The 16,931-nt window shown below is 54.5% G+C and carries 13 protein-coding genes; 6 read left to right on the forward strand and 7 right to left on the reverse strand.

Features of this window, described 5'->3' with window-relative positions; genetic code table 11:
• Positions 1-60: 60 nt before the first annotated feature.
• Genes WFL93_RS06755 through WFL93_RS06770 form a run of 4 tightly spaced genes read right to left on the reverse strand, consistent with a single transcriptional unit; the run spans position 61 to position 4,976 of the window.
• The gene (locus WFL93_RS06755; RefSeq protein ID WP_336777615.1) at positions 61-2,352 is read right to left on the reverse strand and encodes a molybdopterin-dependent oxidoreductase; all 2,292 of its coding nucleotides are present in this window, start codon (positions 2,350-2,352) and stop codon (positions 61-63) included.
• A gap of 53 nt (positions 2,353-2,405) precedes the next feature.
• Positions 2,406-3,167 (reverse strand): amino acid ABC transporter ATP-binding protein, encoded by a 762-nt coding sequence (locus tag WFL93_RS06760; protein WP_007894075.1) that lies wholly within the window; start codon positions 3,165-3,167, stop codon positions 2,406-2,408.
• Entirely contained in the window at positions 3,160-4,083 is a 924-nt protein-coding gene (locus WFL93_RS06765) for an amino acid ABC transporter permease (RefSeq protein WP_180823948.1), read from the reverse strand. The genes WFL93_RS06760 and WFL93_RS06765 overlap by 8 nt, the downstream gene beginning before the upstream one ends.
• Positions 4,080-4,976: an ABC transporter substrate-binding protein gene (locus WFL93_RS06770; protein ID WP_007894078.1), complete on the reverse strand. Its 897-nt coding sequence runs from the start codon at positions 4,974-4,976 to the stop codon at positions 4,080-4,082. The genes WFL93_RS06765 and WFL93_RS06770 overlap by 4 nt, the downstream gene beginning before the upstream one ends.
• Before the next feature lie 880 nt (positions 4,977-5,856).
• On the opposite strand from WFL93_RS06770, the gene WFL93_RS06775 reads away from it, so the two are divergent.
• Positions 5,857-8,028, forward strand: a complete 2,172-nt coding sequence (locus WFL93_RS06775) for a TonB-dependent siderophore receptor (RefSeq protein ID WP_336777962.1) — start codon at positions 5,857-5,859, stop codon at positions 8,026-8,028.
• A gap of 17 nt (positions 8,029-8,045) precedes the next feature.
• On the opposite strand, the gene WFL93_RS06780 is transcribed toward WFL93_RS06775, so the two are convergent.
• A complete protein-coding gene (locus tag WFL93_RS06780; RefSeq protein WP_336777616.1) occupies positions 8,046-8,960 on the reverse strand; it encodes an alpha/beta fold hydrolase in 915 nt (304 codons plus the stop codon).
• 169 nt (positions 8,961-9,129) lie between these two features.
• Here WFL93_RS06780 and WFL93_RS06785 point away from each other — a divergent pair, with 169 nt between their 5' ends.
• Positions 9,130-10,047 (forward strand): DMT family transporter, encoded by a 918-nt coding sequence (locus tag WFL93_RS06785; RefSeq protein ID WP_336777617.1) that lies wholly within the window; start codon positions 9,130-9,132, stop codon positions 10,045-10,047.
• Positions 10,048-10,049: 2 nt separating this feature from the next.
• Here WFL93_RS06785 and WFL93_RS06790 read toward each other — a convergent pair whose 3' ends face one another.
• On the reverse strand, positions 10,050-10,937 hold the full coding sequence (locus tag WFL93_RS06790) for a MurR/RpiR family transcriptional regulator (protein ID WP_336777618.1): 888 nt from the start codon (positions 10,935-10,937) through the stop codon (positions 10,050-10,052).
• A gap of 298 nt (positions 10,938-11,235) precedes the next feature.
• On the opposite strand from WFL93_RS06790, the gene WFL93_RS06795 reads away from it, so the two are divergent.
• The 4 genes from WFL93_RS06795 (at position 11,236) to WFL93_RS06810 (ending at position 15,940) form a co-directional block, all read left to right on the forward strand.
• Entirely contained in the window at positions 11,236-13,365 is a 2,130-nt protein-coding gene (locus WFL93_RS06795; RefSeq protein WP_336777619.1) for a TonB-dependent siderophore receptor, read from the forward strand.
• 49 nt (positions 13,366-13,414) lie between these two features.
• Positions 13,415-14,524 carry an ABC transporter substrate-binding protein gene (locus WFL93_RS06800; RefSeq protein ID WP_336777963.1) on the forward strand — a complete coding sequence of 370 codons (1,110 nt, stop codon included), beginning with the start codon at positions 13,415-13,417 and terminating at the stop codon, positions 14,522-14,524.
• A gap of 117 nt (positions 14,525-14,641) precedes the next feature.
• On the forward strand, positions 14,642-14,794 hold the full coding sequence (locus WFL93_RS06805; protein WP_007891871.1) for a general stress protein: 153 nt from the start codon (positions 14,642-14,644) through the stop codon (positions 14,792-14,794).
• Positions 14,795-15,043: 249 nt separating this feature from the next.
• Positions 15,044-15,940: an SDR family oxidoreductase gene (locus tag WFL93_RS06810; RefSeq protein ID WP_007891876.1), complete on the forward strand. Its 897-nt coding sequence runs from the start codon at positions 15,044-15,046 to the stop codon at positions 15,938-15,940.
• A gap of 66 nt (positions 15,941-16,006) precedes the next feature.
• Here the strand turns inward: WFL93_RS06810 and WFL93_RS06815 are convergent, their stop codons facing one another.
• A complete protein-coding gene (locus WFL93_RS06815) occupies positions 16,007-16,912 on the reverse strand; it encodes a LysR family transcriptional regulator (RefSeq protein ID WP_336777620.1) in 906 nt (301 codons plus the stop codon).
• Between the last annotated feature and the right edge of the window lie 19 nt (positions 16,913-16,931).

Raw genomic sequence — 16,931 nt, forward strand, 5'->3', positions numbered from 1 at the left:
TCGCCAAATTAACGTAGGGTCGCCATTTATGGCGACCGATTTACCTTTACCCGCCGAGAATCATGAAGAACCTGGCGGAATAAACGCCTGCACCGGCGTCAATTCGCCGCGGTATTTGCGAACCTGCACCACGGTGATTTGTCCGCTGCAGCCTTGCGCCAGTGACGAAGTGCCGATATCCAGCGTGAGCACATTGGGATTGCCGTGGCGGCACAGCGGACGCAATGCCGTAGGATCGACCGGATCGTACCAGGCACCGGTGGGCAATTGCACCACGCCGCGCATGATGGTTTCGGTCAGACGCGCGCTGGCCAGCACGTGGCCTCGCTCGTTGTAGAGCTCGATAATCTCGCCATCGCGAATCCCTAAGGACGCCGCATCCGCCGGATGCAAACTGCACACCTCGCGACCATCGCGTTTACCACTCTGACTGTAATCACCAAAATCCAGCTGGCTATGCAAACGCGTCGCCGGCTGATTGGCTATCAGCCAGAATGGATGATCGGGATTCGGTTTTTGCTGCGGTTCGCGCCACACCGGATGACCCGGGCAGTTTTCATAATTGAAGCTGGCGATGGTGGCTGAGAAGATCTCAATTTTACCGCTCGGCGTTGGCAACGGCGCGACTGCGGGGTCGGCGCGGAACGCGTTAATCATACGGCCGCCATCTTTCAGCTGCGGTAACTCCAGCACGCCTTGCTGCCAGAACTGGTCAAACGTAGGGATCTCCACCTGATGCGCCGCCAGCTTCTGCTGTAGCTGCGCGTAGTGGTGCTGCAACCAGCCACGCGTATCGCGCCCTTCGGTGAAGGCTTCTTCCCGGCCTAAACGGCGCGCCAGCTCGGTGAAAATCGCGTAATCGTCTTTCGCTTCGCCGAACGGTTCTGCCACCGGCTGCATCGCGAACAGATGGCGATCGGTCGGGGCGCCGCCAATGTCTTCACGCTCCAGCGTCATGGTAGCGGGCAGGACGATATCGGCATGGCGCGCGCTGGCGGTCCACGCAATTTCATGCACGATCAGCGTATCCAGCTGACAGAATGCCTGGCGCAAGCGCGCCAGATCCTGATGATGATGGAACGGATTACCGCCGGCCCAATACGCCAGACGAATATGCGGATAGGTTAAGCGCCGCCCGTTGTAGTCAAACGGCTTGCCGGGATTGAGCAGCATATCGGCGATGCGCGCCACCGGAATCAGGCGATCGATGCCGTTTTTGCCCTGCGGCAGCGCCGGGAAACTGACCAGATTGTGATGTTTGCCGTAATGGCCGAGCGCGCCAAGCGCATACGTGTAGCCGCCGCCCGGTAAACCCGGCTGACCGAGCGCTGCCGCCAGCACCAGTCCCAGCCACACTGGCTGCTCGCCGTTTTCCGCGCGCTGTAAGGCATGCGCCACCGTCACCAGCACGCGCTTGCCGTGCAGCTGGCGCGCAAAATCGCGGATAAATTCAGCGCTTACGCCACAAATCTCTGCTGCCCACGCCGCATCGCGCGGGGTGCCATCCTCTTCCCCGCGAATATAAGCCGCCATTGCTGGCCAGCCCACGGTGTAGCGGGCGAGGAAGGCTTCATCGGTTAGCTGTTCGGCAATCAATACCGATAACACGCCAAGCATAAAGGCCGCGTCGGTGCCTGGGCGCAGCGCCAACCATTCGCCCTGCGCTTCAGCGGGTAGATCGCTTTGCAGCGGGCTGACCGAGATAAAGCGCGTGCCACGCTCCGCCGCCTGCTGCATAAAACCGCGCTCGGTGTGTTCACTTAAACCACCGCTGGCAACCTGCGAGTTTTTCAGCGCCAGACCACCAAACGCCAGCACGATTTCGCTGTGCTGGGCGATCTCCTCCCAGCTCACGCCGCGCCGCGCAATCTCATTCATGTCGCCGACGATATGCGGCAGCAACACCGAAGCGGAACCCGAGCTGTAGCTGTTGACCGAGCGCACATAGCCGCCGAGCGTGGTATTGAGGAAGCGATGCACCTGGCTCTGTGCATGGTGGAAGCGTCCCGCGCTCGACCAGCCGTAAGAGCCGCCGAATATGCCTTCCGGACCGTAACTGTCGCCGACGCGCTGCAGTTCACGCGCCACTAATGCGTAAGCCTCGTCCCAGCTCACCGCCACATATTCGTCGTTACCGCGCCGATCGTCCGGGCCCGGGCCACTCTCCAGCCAGCCACGACGCACCATCGGGCGGGAGACGCGCGCCGGATGGTTTAAGGCGGTACGGAAATTTTGTAGCAGCGGACTGGGATCGGGATCGCCCTTAAACGGTTCGATGCTGAGCCGATCGCCCTGTTGCTGGGCATGAAAAGCGCCCCAGTGGGCGCTGTGCATTACCGATTTTTGCGTCATCACTTTTCCTGGCATTAAAAATGAAAAACGGTGCCTGAGGCACCGTTGCAATCCTAGAGGACTGTGGCAATAAAGTTTCTTACGCGCCCGTTTTCCGGGTCGTCGAGGACCTGCTGGGTTGGCCCTGCCGCCACGATTTTGCCGCTCTCCATAAAGACAATGTTGTCGGCAACCTCGCGCGCAAAACCAATCTCATGCGTCACCACCACCATGGTGATGCCGGAGTGCGCCAGCTGTTGAATCACCTGTAATACTTCGCCGACCAGTTCTGGATCGAGCGCTGAGGTAGGTTCATCAAACAGCATCACGCCAGGATCCATGGCCAGCGCACGGGCAATCGCCACGCGCTGCTGTTGTCCACCGGAAAGATTCTGCGGCCACTCATCTTCACGACCGGATAAACCCACCTGCTTTAGCAGCGACAACGCTTTGCTGGTTGCCTGCTGGCGGCTCTGCTTCTTCACCCGCATCGGCGCATCAACGATGTTTTGCAACACGGTACGATGCGGGAACAGGTTGAACTGCTGGAACACCATGCCGATTTCGGCACGCTGGCGCGCCACTTCGCTGCTGCTCAACTCGTGCAGTGCCTGGCCTTTCTGCTTATAGCCAATGATTTCGCCGCCGATGCGAATGGTGCCACCATCGAGTTTTTCCAGATGGTTGATGCAGCGCAGCAGCGTTGATTTTCCTGAGCCCGATGGTCCGAGGATCACCGTCACCGAACCGGCCGGAATATCCAGATTCACTTCATCAAGAATGGTGACGCCTGAGAAGCGCTTGGTGACTTTACGTAAGGCGATGGCTTCACCCATTGCTGACGCTCCTTTCTGCTTTGGCCGCTGAGAAGCCCGGCAGCGATTTCAACAGGCTGCGTTTTTCCCGGCGCGTCACACCACGTCCAAAATAGCGCTCCACATAGAACTGTCCCACCGACAACACCGAGGTCATCAGCAGATACCACAGCGTGGCAACCAGCAGCAGCGGAATCACTTCATAGGTACGCTGATAGATGATCTGCGCCGAAAACAGCACGTCCTGCAGTGAGATCACCGAGACCACCGCAGTGGTTTTCAGCTGACCAATAATTTCGTTACCGGCCGGCGGCATGATGGCGCGCATCGCCTGCGGTAATACGGTATGGCGGAAAATCTGTGACGGGCGATAGCCCAGCGCACGCGCCGCTTCCAGCTGGCCGTTGCCGACACTCTGGATACCGGCACGCACAATCTCAGCGGCGTACGCGGATTGGTGCATCACCAGCGCGATCACCGCAGCACTGAAGGGGCTCACCAGCGCGTTCGATTGAGTGCTCCAGATTTCACCAAGGCCGGGAATCGAGAGTGCGATAGTCGGATAAAGCGCCGCAATGTTGTACCACAGGAACAGCTGCACCAGCATCGGCACACCGCGGAAGAACCAGGTATAAAACCAGCTCACGCCCACCAGCACCGGATTGGAGGAGAGGCGCATCAGCGCCAACACCGTACCAAAAGCAAACCCCAGTACCACAGAGATGGCGGTGAGCTGCAGCGTCATCAACACGCCTTGCAGGATCGACTCGCCGGTGAAGTTCTCCGCAATAACGCTCCATTCGAAGCGGGGATTGTTAATCATCGAGTGCGCCATCGCCACCACGCACAACAGCACCACCAGCGCACTCAGCCAGCGTCCGTAGTAACGTTTGCCGACGATTTTCAGGTCGTCGGTATGGTGGTGAATGTCACTCATTGAAAGATTTCCTGATTGCGTTTGGCTTGTTTAACAGCACCAAAACCGATGCCCCAGTTGTCGAGGATCTTGTTATAGCTGCCATCTTTGATCAGCGAGTTTAGTGCCGCCTGTACCGCTGGCTCCAGCGCTGAATCTTTCGGGAAGGCGACAGAAACTGGCGCATCGTGCACGGTGATTTCGCCGCTCATGGTCAACGGTTTGATCACTTTCACCTGCCACAGCAAACCTTCGTACGGGCCGAGGAACATCGGCACGCGACCACTTACCACTGCCTGCACGCCCGCTGGACGATCCGGGAATACCGACACCTTGATAGGTTTGTTACCGGCGGCTTCACAGGCTTTGCTGGCCTCTTCGAGACGCGTTACCTGCGTGGTACCGGAACCGGCACCGACTTCTTTACCGCAGACATCTGACAGGTTTTTGAACGGGGCAATATTGGCATCTTTACGCGAGATAATGCCCAGGCGGCTAGCATCGTAATAACCGACAAAGTCGATGATTTTGGCGCGCGCCGGGGTGGCGTTGATGTTTGAGAGCGCCACATCGTAACGACCGGTTTTCAGGCCCGGAATAATGTTGTCGAAACCGCCGGTATCGCGCCACTGAACCTGGATTCCCAGGCGCTCACCCACGGCATTCATGATATCGATTTCACGACCGGCCAGGGTTTTGTTGTCTTCTTTATAGAAGGTAGTTGGCGGCGTGTTGGGGTTGGTTCCGGCCACAATGTAGCCACGTTTAACCACATCTGCAGGCAGCAGGCTTTTCAATGCAGGATCGGCCTGCACATGGATTGAGCTGTCAGTTGGGACATTTTCATCGGCGGCGAACGCGGTGTGTGCACTCAGAGCGAGCGCAAAAAGAGTTAAACCTTTTGCGAATTTCACTGGAACCTTTCTCCTGATTTATAAAATGTTTCCCCACAGGGAAAAGGCGTTGAGGTAGCGATGGTTTTTTCTCCAGACTCACCCGCGCGAAGGCGCGTGGTGGAAGGAATTGTCATCCTCATTACGTCCCGATTAGCATTCTCTGGAACTTAGATAACAATCACAAATGCAAAAAATACATATCTATTGCCGAAAAACGGGAATAGACGGCTGCAGCTTTTCAACAGGGGATTTCCGCGCCAGTTGAGGCGCGGAACAGACAGCGGAATTCAGAATTTGGCACATAATCAACGGCCTGCTTATTCAGCCGCGAATATCCATTTTGGTCTAAAACATAACCTATCGATCTAAGCGTTTGCGGATAGGCTCGAACTCTTTAGTGGCAAAACGCGGTAAGTTACCCGGAAGATTCTGCTCAGCGGCCTGCCTGTAACAATTGGCCTACTGCCATAAATCCATATTTTCGCCAGCCTTAGCTGAGCTAAAGCTGAGTAAAACACTCAGCAAGAATGTAAAGCTTTGTATGAAATGGCGCACAATTTCTCCTTAACGAACGACACATTTTTCAACGTTTCCAGTGAGGTTTCGCAGGGTACTTTATCAACCTGATAATTACTGCGAGTGACTTATATTTCTCATCATGATGATTTTGATTGGCTTTTACTAATAAAATCGTGTCGTGCCCCGTTCTCCTGCCCTCTTGCCGCCTGACTTACGCTCACTTTACGTTTCTTCACCTTTGCTGCCTAAAACAGCGCAATCATGGAGAAATAAAGGAGGCGCTACCGCGCTAGATATACAATGAGAAGCATTATCATTATCATGCGCATTTACTTACAATTGTTAACCTAACAGGGAGAAAACTTAAGTGAATGTAACTATGCGTGGCAAAAAGCGTCCGATTGCGCTTTTTTTAGCGGGATTGCTAACCTCGCCGGCTTTTGCAGCTGAAACCGTAGAAAAGCTGGCTGACGATGAATCAATGATTGTCACCGCCGAGCAGGAGCTCAAACAGCAACCGGGTGTGTCCACCATCACCGCTGAAGACATCAAGAAAAATCCCCCTGTTAACGATCTCTCAGACATCATCCGCAAAATGCCGGGCGTCAACCTGACCGGAAACGGTGCCAGCGGCAGCCGCGGCAACAACCGACAAATTGATATCCGTGGCATGGGCCCGGAGAACACCTTGGTGATGATTGACGGCGTGCCTGTCTCCTCTCGTAACTCGGTGCGCTATAGCTGGCGCGGCGAACGCGATTCTCGTGGCGACACCAACTGGGTGCCCGCAGAGATGGTCGAGCGCATTGAAGTGATTCGTGGTCCAGCCGCTGCGCGCTACGGTTCCGGGGCGGCAGGTGGCGTGGTGAATATCATCACTAAGCGCCCTACCAACGACTGGCACGGTTCGCTGTCGCTCTATACCAGCCAGCCAGAAAATGACAAAGAGGGTGATACGCGCCGCGCCAACTTCAACCTCAGCGGTCCACTGGCCGGTGATGCGCTAACCATGAGGCTGTACGGCAACATCAACCGTACCGATGCCGATGCGTTCGATATCAACACCGCTGAAAATGGCTCCTACGCGGCAGGTCGCGAGGGCGTGCGTAACAAAGACATCAACACGGTGCTGTCGTGGAAAATCACCCCGCTGCAAATCGTTGACTTCTCCTACGGCTACAGCCGTCAGGGCAATATCTACGCCGGTGATACGCAAAACAGTAATAGCAACGCCAGCACCGGCGGCTTAGTGGAATCGCTGTATGGCGATGAGACCAACCGCATGTATCGCCAGAGCTATGGTATTGCGCATAACGGGATTTGGGATTGGGGCACCTCGAAGCTCAACTTCAACTACGAGAAAACCAATAACACCCGCTTGCAGGAAGGTACCGCAGGCCGTACCGAAGGGATGATCAACAGCGACACCTATGCCACCAGCCGATTAGAAAGCTATCGTGCAGGCGGTGAAATCAACTTCCCGCTGCAGCTGCTGGTTGATCAAACCGTTACTCTCGGTGCCGAGTGGAACCGCGATGAGTTGAACGATCCGGCTTCAATGCTGGCGGCCAGCGCGCCCGGTGTGAATCTGCCCGACAGCTCTGGCGATCCGTCGCAGCGCAGCAGTAAAAATAGCGCCACCCTCAGTTCACTCTTTTTTGAAGACAACATCGCCGCGACCGATAGCACCGAAGTGATTCCCGGCCTGCGATTTGATTATCACGATCAATTTGGCGCGAACTGGAGCCCGAGCCTCAACGTCTCGCAAGGCCTGGGGGATTATTTCACCTTAAAAGCCGGTATTGCACGGGTGTTTAAAGCACCCAATCTGTATCAGTCCACGCCGGGTTATTTGCTTTCGACGCGCGGCAACGGTTGCCCAATTGGCCTTAGCCAATGCTATTTATTAGGCAATAAAGACCTTGATGCGGAAACCAGCGTCAATAAAGAGATTGGGCTGGAGTTCAGTAATGAGGGTTATGTGGCGGGCATCACCTGGTTCCGCAACGATTATAAGAACAAGATCGTTTCTGGTACCGAACCGGTCTATTCCAGCACTAATCCAACTTACAACGTGCTGCGCTGGGAAAACGGCGGAAAGGCGATTGTTGAAGGGCTGGAAGGTAACCTAACCATCCCTTTGATTGCCGATACGCTGGAATGGCGCACCAACGCCACCTACATGTTCCGCTCTGAGAGCAAGAAAACCGGCAATCCGCTGTCAGTGATCCCGGAATTTACCATAAACTCCCAGCTGGAGTGGCAGGCGACACAGGACCTCAGCGCCAATATCAACTGGACGCAGTATGGCCGCCAGAAACCGCGTCAGAATGTTGAGACCGTTATCGATGCCAGCAACATGACCTCGAGAGAGATCAGCCCGTATTCGGTGTTTGGTCTGAACGTCAATTACGACATCACCAAAAATCTGCGCGCCAATGCAGGTATCAACAACCTCTTTGATAAACGCATTTACCGCGAGAATTCGGGTGCTTCAACCTACAATGAACCGGGCCGCGCTTATTATGCCGGAGTAACAATGTCGTTCTGATTAAGTGACAGCGTCACCTAAATAAAGAACTCGCTTAACGCTTCGGCTAGCGCCTGCGGTTGCTCATCTGGGATGAAGTGACCGCAGTGCGCGATCTTAATTCCTGTGACATTTGCCGCAAACTCTCCAAGCGGCAACGCCATATCGGCAATCGAACCCTGATCGGCGCTGATAGCCAGCAGCGGCAGCGTTAATTTGCCCCGTTCATGCAGCAAATCCCGATTTTGTGCTGCCGACACCGTCACTTCGCGGTAAGCCGCCATCCCCGCACGCACGGCGCCCTTCTGCTGTAATAAACGGGTGTATTCCGCCATATCCTCATCGGTGAATACCATCGGGCTAGCCGCTTTGCGTTTCAGGAACCATTCGAGATAAACCGTTTCGCGACCCTCAATTAAGACTTCCGGTAGATCCGGCAACAGGTGGAAGGCAAAGTGCCAGGTTTTCCAGGCTTTATCCGGCGTAGCGGGCAATGCTTCCGGTAAGGTGACGCCAGGAATACCGGCATCGAGCAGCGCCAGCTTTTTCACTTGATCGCCATACAGCGTAGCATACGGCCAGGCAACCCAGGCGCCCACATCATGCGCGGCAAGGTAGTAGCGCGAGTGGTTCAGCTGCTGCATCAAGCCCTGCACTTTCTGCGCCAGCGAGGTAGTGTCGTAGCCGCTGAGCGGTTTGTCGGAATCGCCCTGCCCGGGCAGATCCGGCGCGACAATAAAGTAACGATCGCCCAACAGCGCCATCACCTGACGCCAGGCAAACCAGCTTTGCGGAAAACCGGCCAGCAGTAGCAGGGTTTCACCGTTTACGTTACCGCCGCTGACATAGTGCAAGCGCACGCCATCAACGGTGGCGTAATGTTGAGAAAAACCGTTGAGTGGCGCAAAGGGCTGCGTCCAACCGGGGGCGTCTTTTAATACTGAAGCTGACATAGTGACTCTCCGCATATTTAGGAAATGATCAATTCCTAAATAGTACATGATGATTGCGCCGCCAGGGAATCTTTCTTCAAAGCGGGAGGCGGTCGCCAGGAATGATGACCCTACGCAGTGGGTTGTTTGCTATTCTGTGCGCGAATCTTTCTTAACAATTGTGAAACTTATGCGAACATCGGATTTGTTGCGACTGCTGCTGCTGGCAGCGATTTGGGGTGCCAGTTTTTTGTTTATGCGCATTGCCGTGCCGGCCTTGGGCGCGGTAAACACCGCATTTTTACGTGTGTTATGCGGCATGTTGGGTTTGTTGATTATCATGGCGGTGATGCGTATTCCGCGTCGCTTTGACGGCAAACTGGGCTGGGCGATGCTGTTGGGCGTGATCAACTCCGCCATTCCGTTCCTGATGTATTGTCTGGCGGCGCGCGTGCTGCCTGCCGGCTACTCCGCGATTCTCAATGCCACCACGCCGCTCATGGGCGTGCTTATCGGTGCTGCATTCTTCGACGATAAGCTGACGCTCAATAAAGTGCTGAGCATGATTGCTGGATTTGCCGGCATTATTGTCATCAGCACCACCGGCGAAGCCCACTTAAGCAGTGCGTTAATCTTCGGGATTTTGGCCTGTTTAGTGGCGACCGCCTGTTACGGCGTGGCGGGTTTTCTGGCGAAACGCTGGATCGGCGCGCGTGGCGGATTAGACGCCACCAAGGTAGCGTTTGGTAGCCAACTCGGCGCATCGCTATTTTTACTGCCGTTCTTCGCCTTCAGCGCGCCGCAAACGCCTGCCGCCAGCTGGCAAATCCCGCAAGTATGGGCCTGCATTTTGGCGATTGGTTTTATCTGTACCGCCCTCGCCTACATTCTCTACTTCCGTCTACTGGCCGATATTGGTCCGCTACGCACCTTAACCGTCACCTTTATGATCCCGCCCTTCGGTATTTTGTGGGGCTGGTTAGTATTGGGTGAGCAGATAAATCAGGGCTTTATTGGCGGCTCGCTGCTGATTGTTTGTGCGGTGTGGCTGGTGACCAGTAATGGATTGGGCAAGCGCGCCACGCTAAAGAGCGGCGCGAATAAATAGGCTTACTTTTTCCCGCCGGGCTTCAGCGATCGATTGAGATCCTGAATGCGTTTCATGGTTTTTACCGTGCGCGTTGAGGTCGCTGAAGCCACCGACAGAATCAGCATTTCCAGGCACACCAGCACCGTGCCGTGCAGCGGCATACGTCCATTCTCGCCGCCGCGCGGCACGTTAATGATCACATCCGCCTGCTGAGCGAAAGCCGAATCAATGGCGTTCGTCAGCAAAATCACCGGCATGCCCAGCCGTTTCGCCTCTTTTAGCGCCGTGATGCCTTCACGATGCGCCGATTTCTGCGCCATCATAATTAGCACATCGCCGCGTTGTAGCGTGATCAGCTGTTCCGCCAGCGCAATACCGGAGCGATTCAGCGTCACCGCGGGAATACCAATACGGGTAAACAGTCGCGCGCTGTAATCCGCCAGAATCCCAGAAGCGTTGATGCCAAACAGGGCAACCTGACGCGCATCAATCAGATGCGTGACCGCTTGCGCCACGGCCTGTCGATTGTGCGGTTCTGCTAACGCATCGCAGGCGCGCTTATGGCCGCTTAATACAAAATCGATGCCCGAATTGATATCGCAAGAGAGTTCTTCCACGGTGGCGCTCATCTTCTCTTCCGAATTCATCGCCGGACCAAACCAGGCGGCAAGCGTGGTTTTTAAATCACGCAAACCGGCAAATCCTAGCGCCTGAACCGCACGCACCACTGTGGCATCGGAGGTATGAGTTGCATCGGCTATTTCCATCGCGGTGGCATCCAATATTGCCTCACGATTATCGTGGATATATCGCGCCACTGTTTGCAGACGCGTAGATAATGTCGGTGCGCGTAGCCGATAACGTTCACCCAATATATCCACACGGCTTTTAATCCTATTTCTACTCATCTGTTAACTGCACTCGATAAAAAGAAAAATTGTCTATCGGCCTGCGATCGATTTGTAGTGAAATTGTCGATCCAATGGCCTTTACACTGCATCAGCAGCCCGCTACATCAGGATAGAAAATAGCGAGAAATGAAAATTTAATTACTTGTTAATAAACAAATTATACGAGATAACCTTGATCAAATAAGCCCGATTACCAGCCCCCATCCTGCTGTAGTATCTGCACAATCATTTCCATTTACTACTACATTTTTTCATGTTTGAATGATTCTCAATTGCATCACACCAGGTTCCAATAATGAATAACAATAAGACGTTCGCTGTTAAATCCCAGCGTCATCCCGCCATTCTGGCGGCTATTTATGGCGTAAGCATGTGGACTTCCGCAAATAGCATGGCGGCGGAAGAAACTCACACTCTGACCGTATCGGCGCAGGAGAGTAATGCGCAAGGTTATAACGCCACCAGCAGCTCCGTCGGCAGCAAAACGCCCACGCCGCGTCTGAATGAGGCGCAATCCGTCAGCGTGGTGACCCAGCAGCAGCTGGAAGATTATCAGGTATCAAACCTTGCCGGAGCGATGCGTTTTGTCAGCGGCGTCAGCGAAGGCAACACATTGGCTGGCACCGAAGATGGCTTTGTGCGGCGCGGTTTTGGCAGCAATTCAGATGGTTCGATCTACCGTGACGGCGTGCGCAGCAGCCAGGGACTGAATTTTGATGCCACCACCGAGCGGGTTGAAGTGTTGAAAGGCTCCGCATCACTGCTGTACGGGATCCAGAATCCCGGCGGCGTCATCAATGTCATCAGCAAGAAGCCGCAGTATGAGTGGCACACCAAAGTCAGCGGCAAAACCTCAAGTGAAGGCGGCGGCGCGGGTACCGTGGATGTCACCGGTCCGCTCGGCAACGGCTTTGCCTTTCGACTGATTGCCGAAAAACAGAACCAGGATTACTGGCGCAATTTTGGTAGTGAAAAGCACCAGCTGATCGCGCCTTCGTTACAGTGGTTTGGCGAGCAAGCCAGCTTCCTGATCAGCTATGCCGATTATCAGTACGATATTCCGTACGATCGCGGCACCGCATTTATTAACGGCAAGCCGTTGGATATTGGCTACAAAAATCGCCTGGATGACAAAGCCAACCACGCGTGGGGCCACAACAAAACCCTCAACGCGCACTACGACTGGCAATTTAACGAGGCGTGGAGCACCCGCGTGACGCTGGGCTGGAACCAGCGCCAATACGACAACAATGAAGTGCGCGTCACCGCGGTGAATCCCACCACGGGCGCAGTGACACGTCGTGCCGACGCCAATCGCGGCTTTAATCATAAAACCAAGTACGTTTCATGGGATGTGATCGGTTCACAGCAAGTGTTCGGCATGACGCACGATATCGTGCTAGGCACCGATTACGAAATGATCCAAACCTACCGCGCGCATCAGTACCAGGGCAAAGCCAACAACGGATTTAATTTCTACGATCCGCAATATGACATCCTCGCGCCAGTGACGAATAGCAGCACGGAAAATAGCGCTAACGCCAATAACCTTAACCGCACCCACAGCCGTTCACTCTATGCCAAAGACAGCATTAGCCTGACTGAAAACTGGATTGCGGTGCTCGGTGGGCGTTATCAGCATTATGAACAACGTGCCTCGAAAGGTTTCAATCCGGTGGTGCAAACCCTGGACAGCGAAGGCAATAAATTCCTGCCGCAGGCCGGTTTAATCTACAAAATCACACCTGACGTTTCGCTCTACACCAGTGTGAGTAAATCCTTCACCCCTTCCACCGATGTGGATGACGATGGCAACGTCGGCAAACCGGAACAGGGCACCACCTGGGAAGTAGGCAGCAAATGGCAGATTTCACCCAAGCTGTTTGCTAGCGTAGCGTTGTATCGCATCAATGAGCGTGACATGTCGCTCAGCATTAACGGCACCACGCGCGCCATTAATAAAGCCCGCTCCAGCGGCGCAGAATTTGAGTTAAATGGCGAAGTGATGCCGGGCTGGGATCTCAGCGCTAACTATAGCTATGACAAGGCAGAGATTGTCGATGATGGCGTTAACTCCGACAATAACGGCAATCGCCTGCAGAACGCGCCCCGCCATTCCGGTGCGCTCTATCTGAGCCATAATCTGGCAATCTCCGGCATTCCGGGTGATTTCCGCGTGGGCGGCGGCGCACGCTATGTCGGCACGCGCGCCGGCGATCCGGAAAACAGTTTCAGCATGCCCGATTACGTGGTGGCAGATAGCTTTATTGCCTGGAACAATCAGCTGTTTGGCGAGAAAACGCAGCTCAAACTGAATCTGAATAACCTGTTTAACAAACACTATTACACCTCCAGCGGCGGCAATTTACGCGTACGCGAAGGCGAAACCCGTAATCTGATGCTCGAGGCCAGCGTTGAATTCTGATGCGATTTTTTCACCAGGCGCACGACGTGCGCCTTCCCTACTCGGCCCGATGCTGCGGGTGCTGGCCTGTTTCCTGCTGCTCTTAAGCAGCGCGGCGTGGGCGAAAACTATCATCGATATCGATGGAAACCACGTGGCGATCCCCGACCATCCGCAGCGCATCGTGCTGGGTGAAAGCCGCATGTTGTATACGCTGGCGTTACTCGAACCGGGCGATCCGTTTCAACACATTGTGGCGTGGCCGCAGGACCTGAAAAAATACGATAGCCAAACCTGGAATAGCTTTGCGCGCCAGTTCCCCCAGATGCTGAAAATCCCTTCGCTGGGTTCCGGCGGACCTAACGCCATCAATCCCGAGCAAATTCTGGCCATGAAACCGGACGTGGTGATTTTACCAAGCCTGGCGCGCTACGATGATGCCGACTTGCGGCTGGTGACCATGCTGAAAGCAGCGCATATCCCGGTGGTGAAGATCGATTTACGCGTACATCTGCTGAAAAACACCCGCCGCAGCGTGGAAATTTTAGGTGAAGTATTGAATCAGCAAGCGCGGGCTCAGGCATTTAATCGCTTTTACGATCGGCATATGCAGGTGATTCGTGAACGCCTCGACCGCTATCACGGCCCGAAACCTTCGGTGCTGCTGCAGCTGCATCTTGGCCGGCGAAATGAGTGCTGCGTGACGGCGATTAACGGTAGCCTCGGTGAATTACTGAATGCAGCAGGCGGCGACAACATTGCCAATAAAACGCAGCATGGCGTGTTTGGTCGTCTCAGCGAAGAGAGCGTGATCGCCGCGCAACCGGATTACTACATCGCGACCGGCTTTGGCGATAACGCTTCTCAGGGATTGCTCAAGTTGGGTCCTGAGGTGGCGCCCGAAACGGTGCTCAGCAGTTTCAGGCAGCTCACCGCGCAGCAGAATGGTTTGCGCGAACTGAACGCAGTGCACAATGGTCACTCGGCAGTCATCTGGATGAACTTTTATCTCAGCCCGTGGCATATTGCCGCGACAGAGTTTATGGCGAAAACGCTCTATCCCCAGCTGTTTGCCGACGTGGAACCTGAGCAGACGCTGCAGCAGATTTTCCACGATTTTTTACCGATTCCCTTTAGCGGTACCTATTTTACGTTAATCAGTGCCACGGATGATAAATAATCGCTCGCGCTGCGCTTGTGATTAACCGGAACCTCGCTAATCTTAAATTTGCAGCACGGGCATGGCGTCGAAGAGGTTATTTCCGCCATGCAACAACAACTCATGAGAGGATGTTTTATGGCTGAGCATAGAGGCGGTTCCGGTAATTTCGCTGACGACAAAAAGAAAGCGTCTGATGCCGGTAAGAAAGGCGGAGAAAAAGGCGGCGGTAGTTTTAAAGACAACCCCGAGAAAGCTTCAGAAGCAGGCAAGAAAGGCGGTAAGAAGTAGGTATCGCCGCGTTAAAGAGTAAGCAACACCCTGGAAGCCCGCCTGGGCATGGATGCCCTCAGAAATATCCCATCACGCATTATCCCCCTGAAAAAATGACTGTTAATTACCTTGCGTAACTGATGCTGATTTTTAGCTTTTCGATTGACCACTTAGGGTTAATAAATCTGATTGCTCACTTTCTGACGTGACAAATATCACATTTATGCCAGGCTTTAATTATTCACTTCATGCGACAAGGAGATATATATGACGACGCAAACCACCAATAAAACCTTAATTACTGAAGAGTATCCGGTTCCGCCTTTTAAAAAGCAGACGCAACCGATGCCAGGTTTAGCGAGTAAAATGGATCCCCGTCCCGATCATGGTGAAACCAGCTATCGTGGCAGCGGCAAACTCACCGGACGCAAAGCGCTGATCACCGGCGGCGACTCAGGTATTGGCCGCGCCGTTGCCATTGCTTATGCACGTGAAGGTGCTGATGTAGCGATCAACTATCTGCCGGAAGAGGAATCTGATGCGGCGGAAGTGGTGCAACTGATTGAAGCAGAAGGCCGTAAAGCGGTGGCGATTCCAGGCGATATTCGTTCTGAAGAGTTTTGTAATAAGCTGGTACATCAGGCGGCTGAACAACTCGGCGGGCTGGATATTCTGGTGAACAATGCCGGACGTCAGCAGTTTAACGAGTCGATTCGTACGCTTTCTACTGAAGACTTCGATGCGACCTTCAAAACCAACGTTTATGCGATGTTCTGGATCACTAAAGCGGCGCTGGAGTACCTGCCCGCTGGCTCCTCAATCATCAATACTTCGTCGGTTCAGGCTTATCAGCCTAGCGCCATCCTGTTGGATTATGCCCAGACTAAAGCCTCAATTGTCGCGTTCACCAAAGCGCTGGCGAAACAGTTGGGTAAAGATAAAATCCGCGTGAATGCGGTCGCGCCCGGCCCTTACTGGACGGCGTTGCAGGTCAGTGGCGGACAGCCGCAAGAGAAAGTGGAACAGTTTGGTGCCTCGGCTCCGCTAGAGCGTCCGGGTCAACCGGCAGAGATTGCCCCGTTGTACGTCACCTTTGCTCAGGTGAATAACAGCTTTACCTCTGGTCAGGTTTGGTGTTCTGACGGCGGTACCGGTACGCTGTAATCGATTTTTCCCCCGGTGCGCAGCAATGCGCGCTTGCGAAATCCCTGCCAAATGGCGGGGATTTTTTTATCCGTTCAGACGCGCGGGAAAGATTTCCTTAAGCCACTCAATCAACACTTTAAGGCGCTGGGTTAAATGGCGATTTTGCGGATAAACCACATGGAACGGATAGTTTGCCGGACGCCACGCAGCAAGAATTTCCACCAATCTGCCCGCCTGCAGATCGGCTGCCGCCGCATAGCGGAACGTCTGAATAATCCCCAATCCCGCCACCGCCGTGGCCAGATGCGCGTTACTCTCATTGACGCCGATGCGATGCTCGGTTTTGATCTCGATCTTTTCTGCGTTCTGCACAAATCGAAACGGAAACGCCCTGCCGCTTTGTGGTGACAAATAGCTCACCAGTCGATGCCCGTTTTTTAGCTCCTGCGGATAAGCGGGTACGCCATAGGTTTTGAGATAGCCTGGTGCAGCGCAGGTAATCATCTCGGCATCGCCTAAATGACGCGCCACCAGCGAGGAATCGCTCAGTGGGCCACCACGAATCACGCAATCGACATTGCCACTGATCAAATCCACGGCGCGATCCGCAACGCCCAGATCGAGGCGGATTTCCGGATAACGCGCGATGAAATCAGGCAGCGCGGGAATAAAGACGTCACGCGCGGTTGAGCCGCCAATGTCGATGCGCAGGTAGCCACTGGGCCGGGCGCTTTCCGCGTTAAACGAGTGATCGATATCTTCCAAATCGCGCACGATACGCAGCGCTTTTTCGTAATAGTCGCGCCCTTCCGGCGTCACCGTCACACGGCGCGTGGTGCGTTGTAGCAAGCGAATGCCGAGATGGGCTTCCAGCTCCTGCACCAGTTTACTTAGCGTCGCGTTGGGTAGGTCGAGCGAATCTGCGGCGCGAGTAAAATTGCCGGCTTCTACTACGCGGGCAAATGCCCGTATCGCCATTAACTGGTCCATCCCGTTCTCCACCCAAATG

The organism is Pantoea sp. USHLN256 (assembly GCF_037149875.1).
Classification (GTDB): domain Bacteria; phylum Pseudomonadota; class Gammaproteobacteria; order Enterobacterales; family Enterobacteriaceae; genus Pantoea; species Pantoea nemavictus.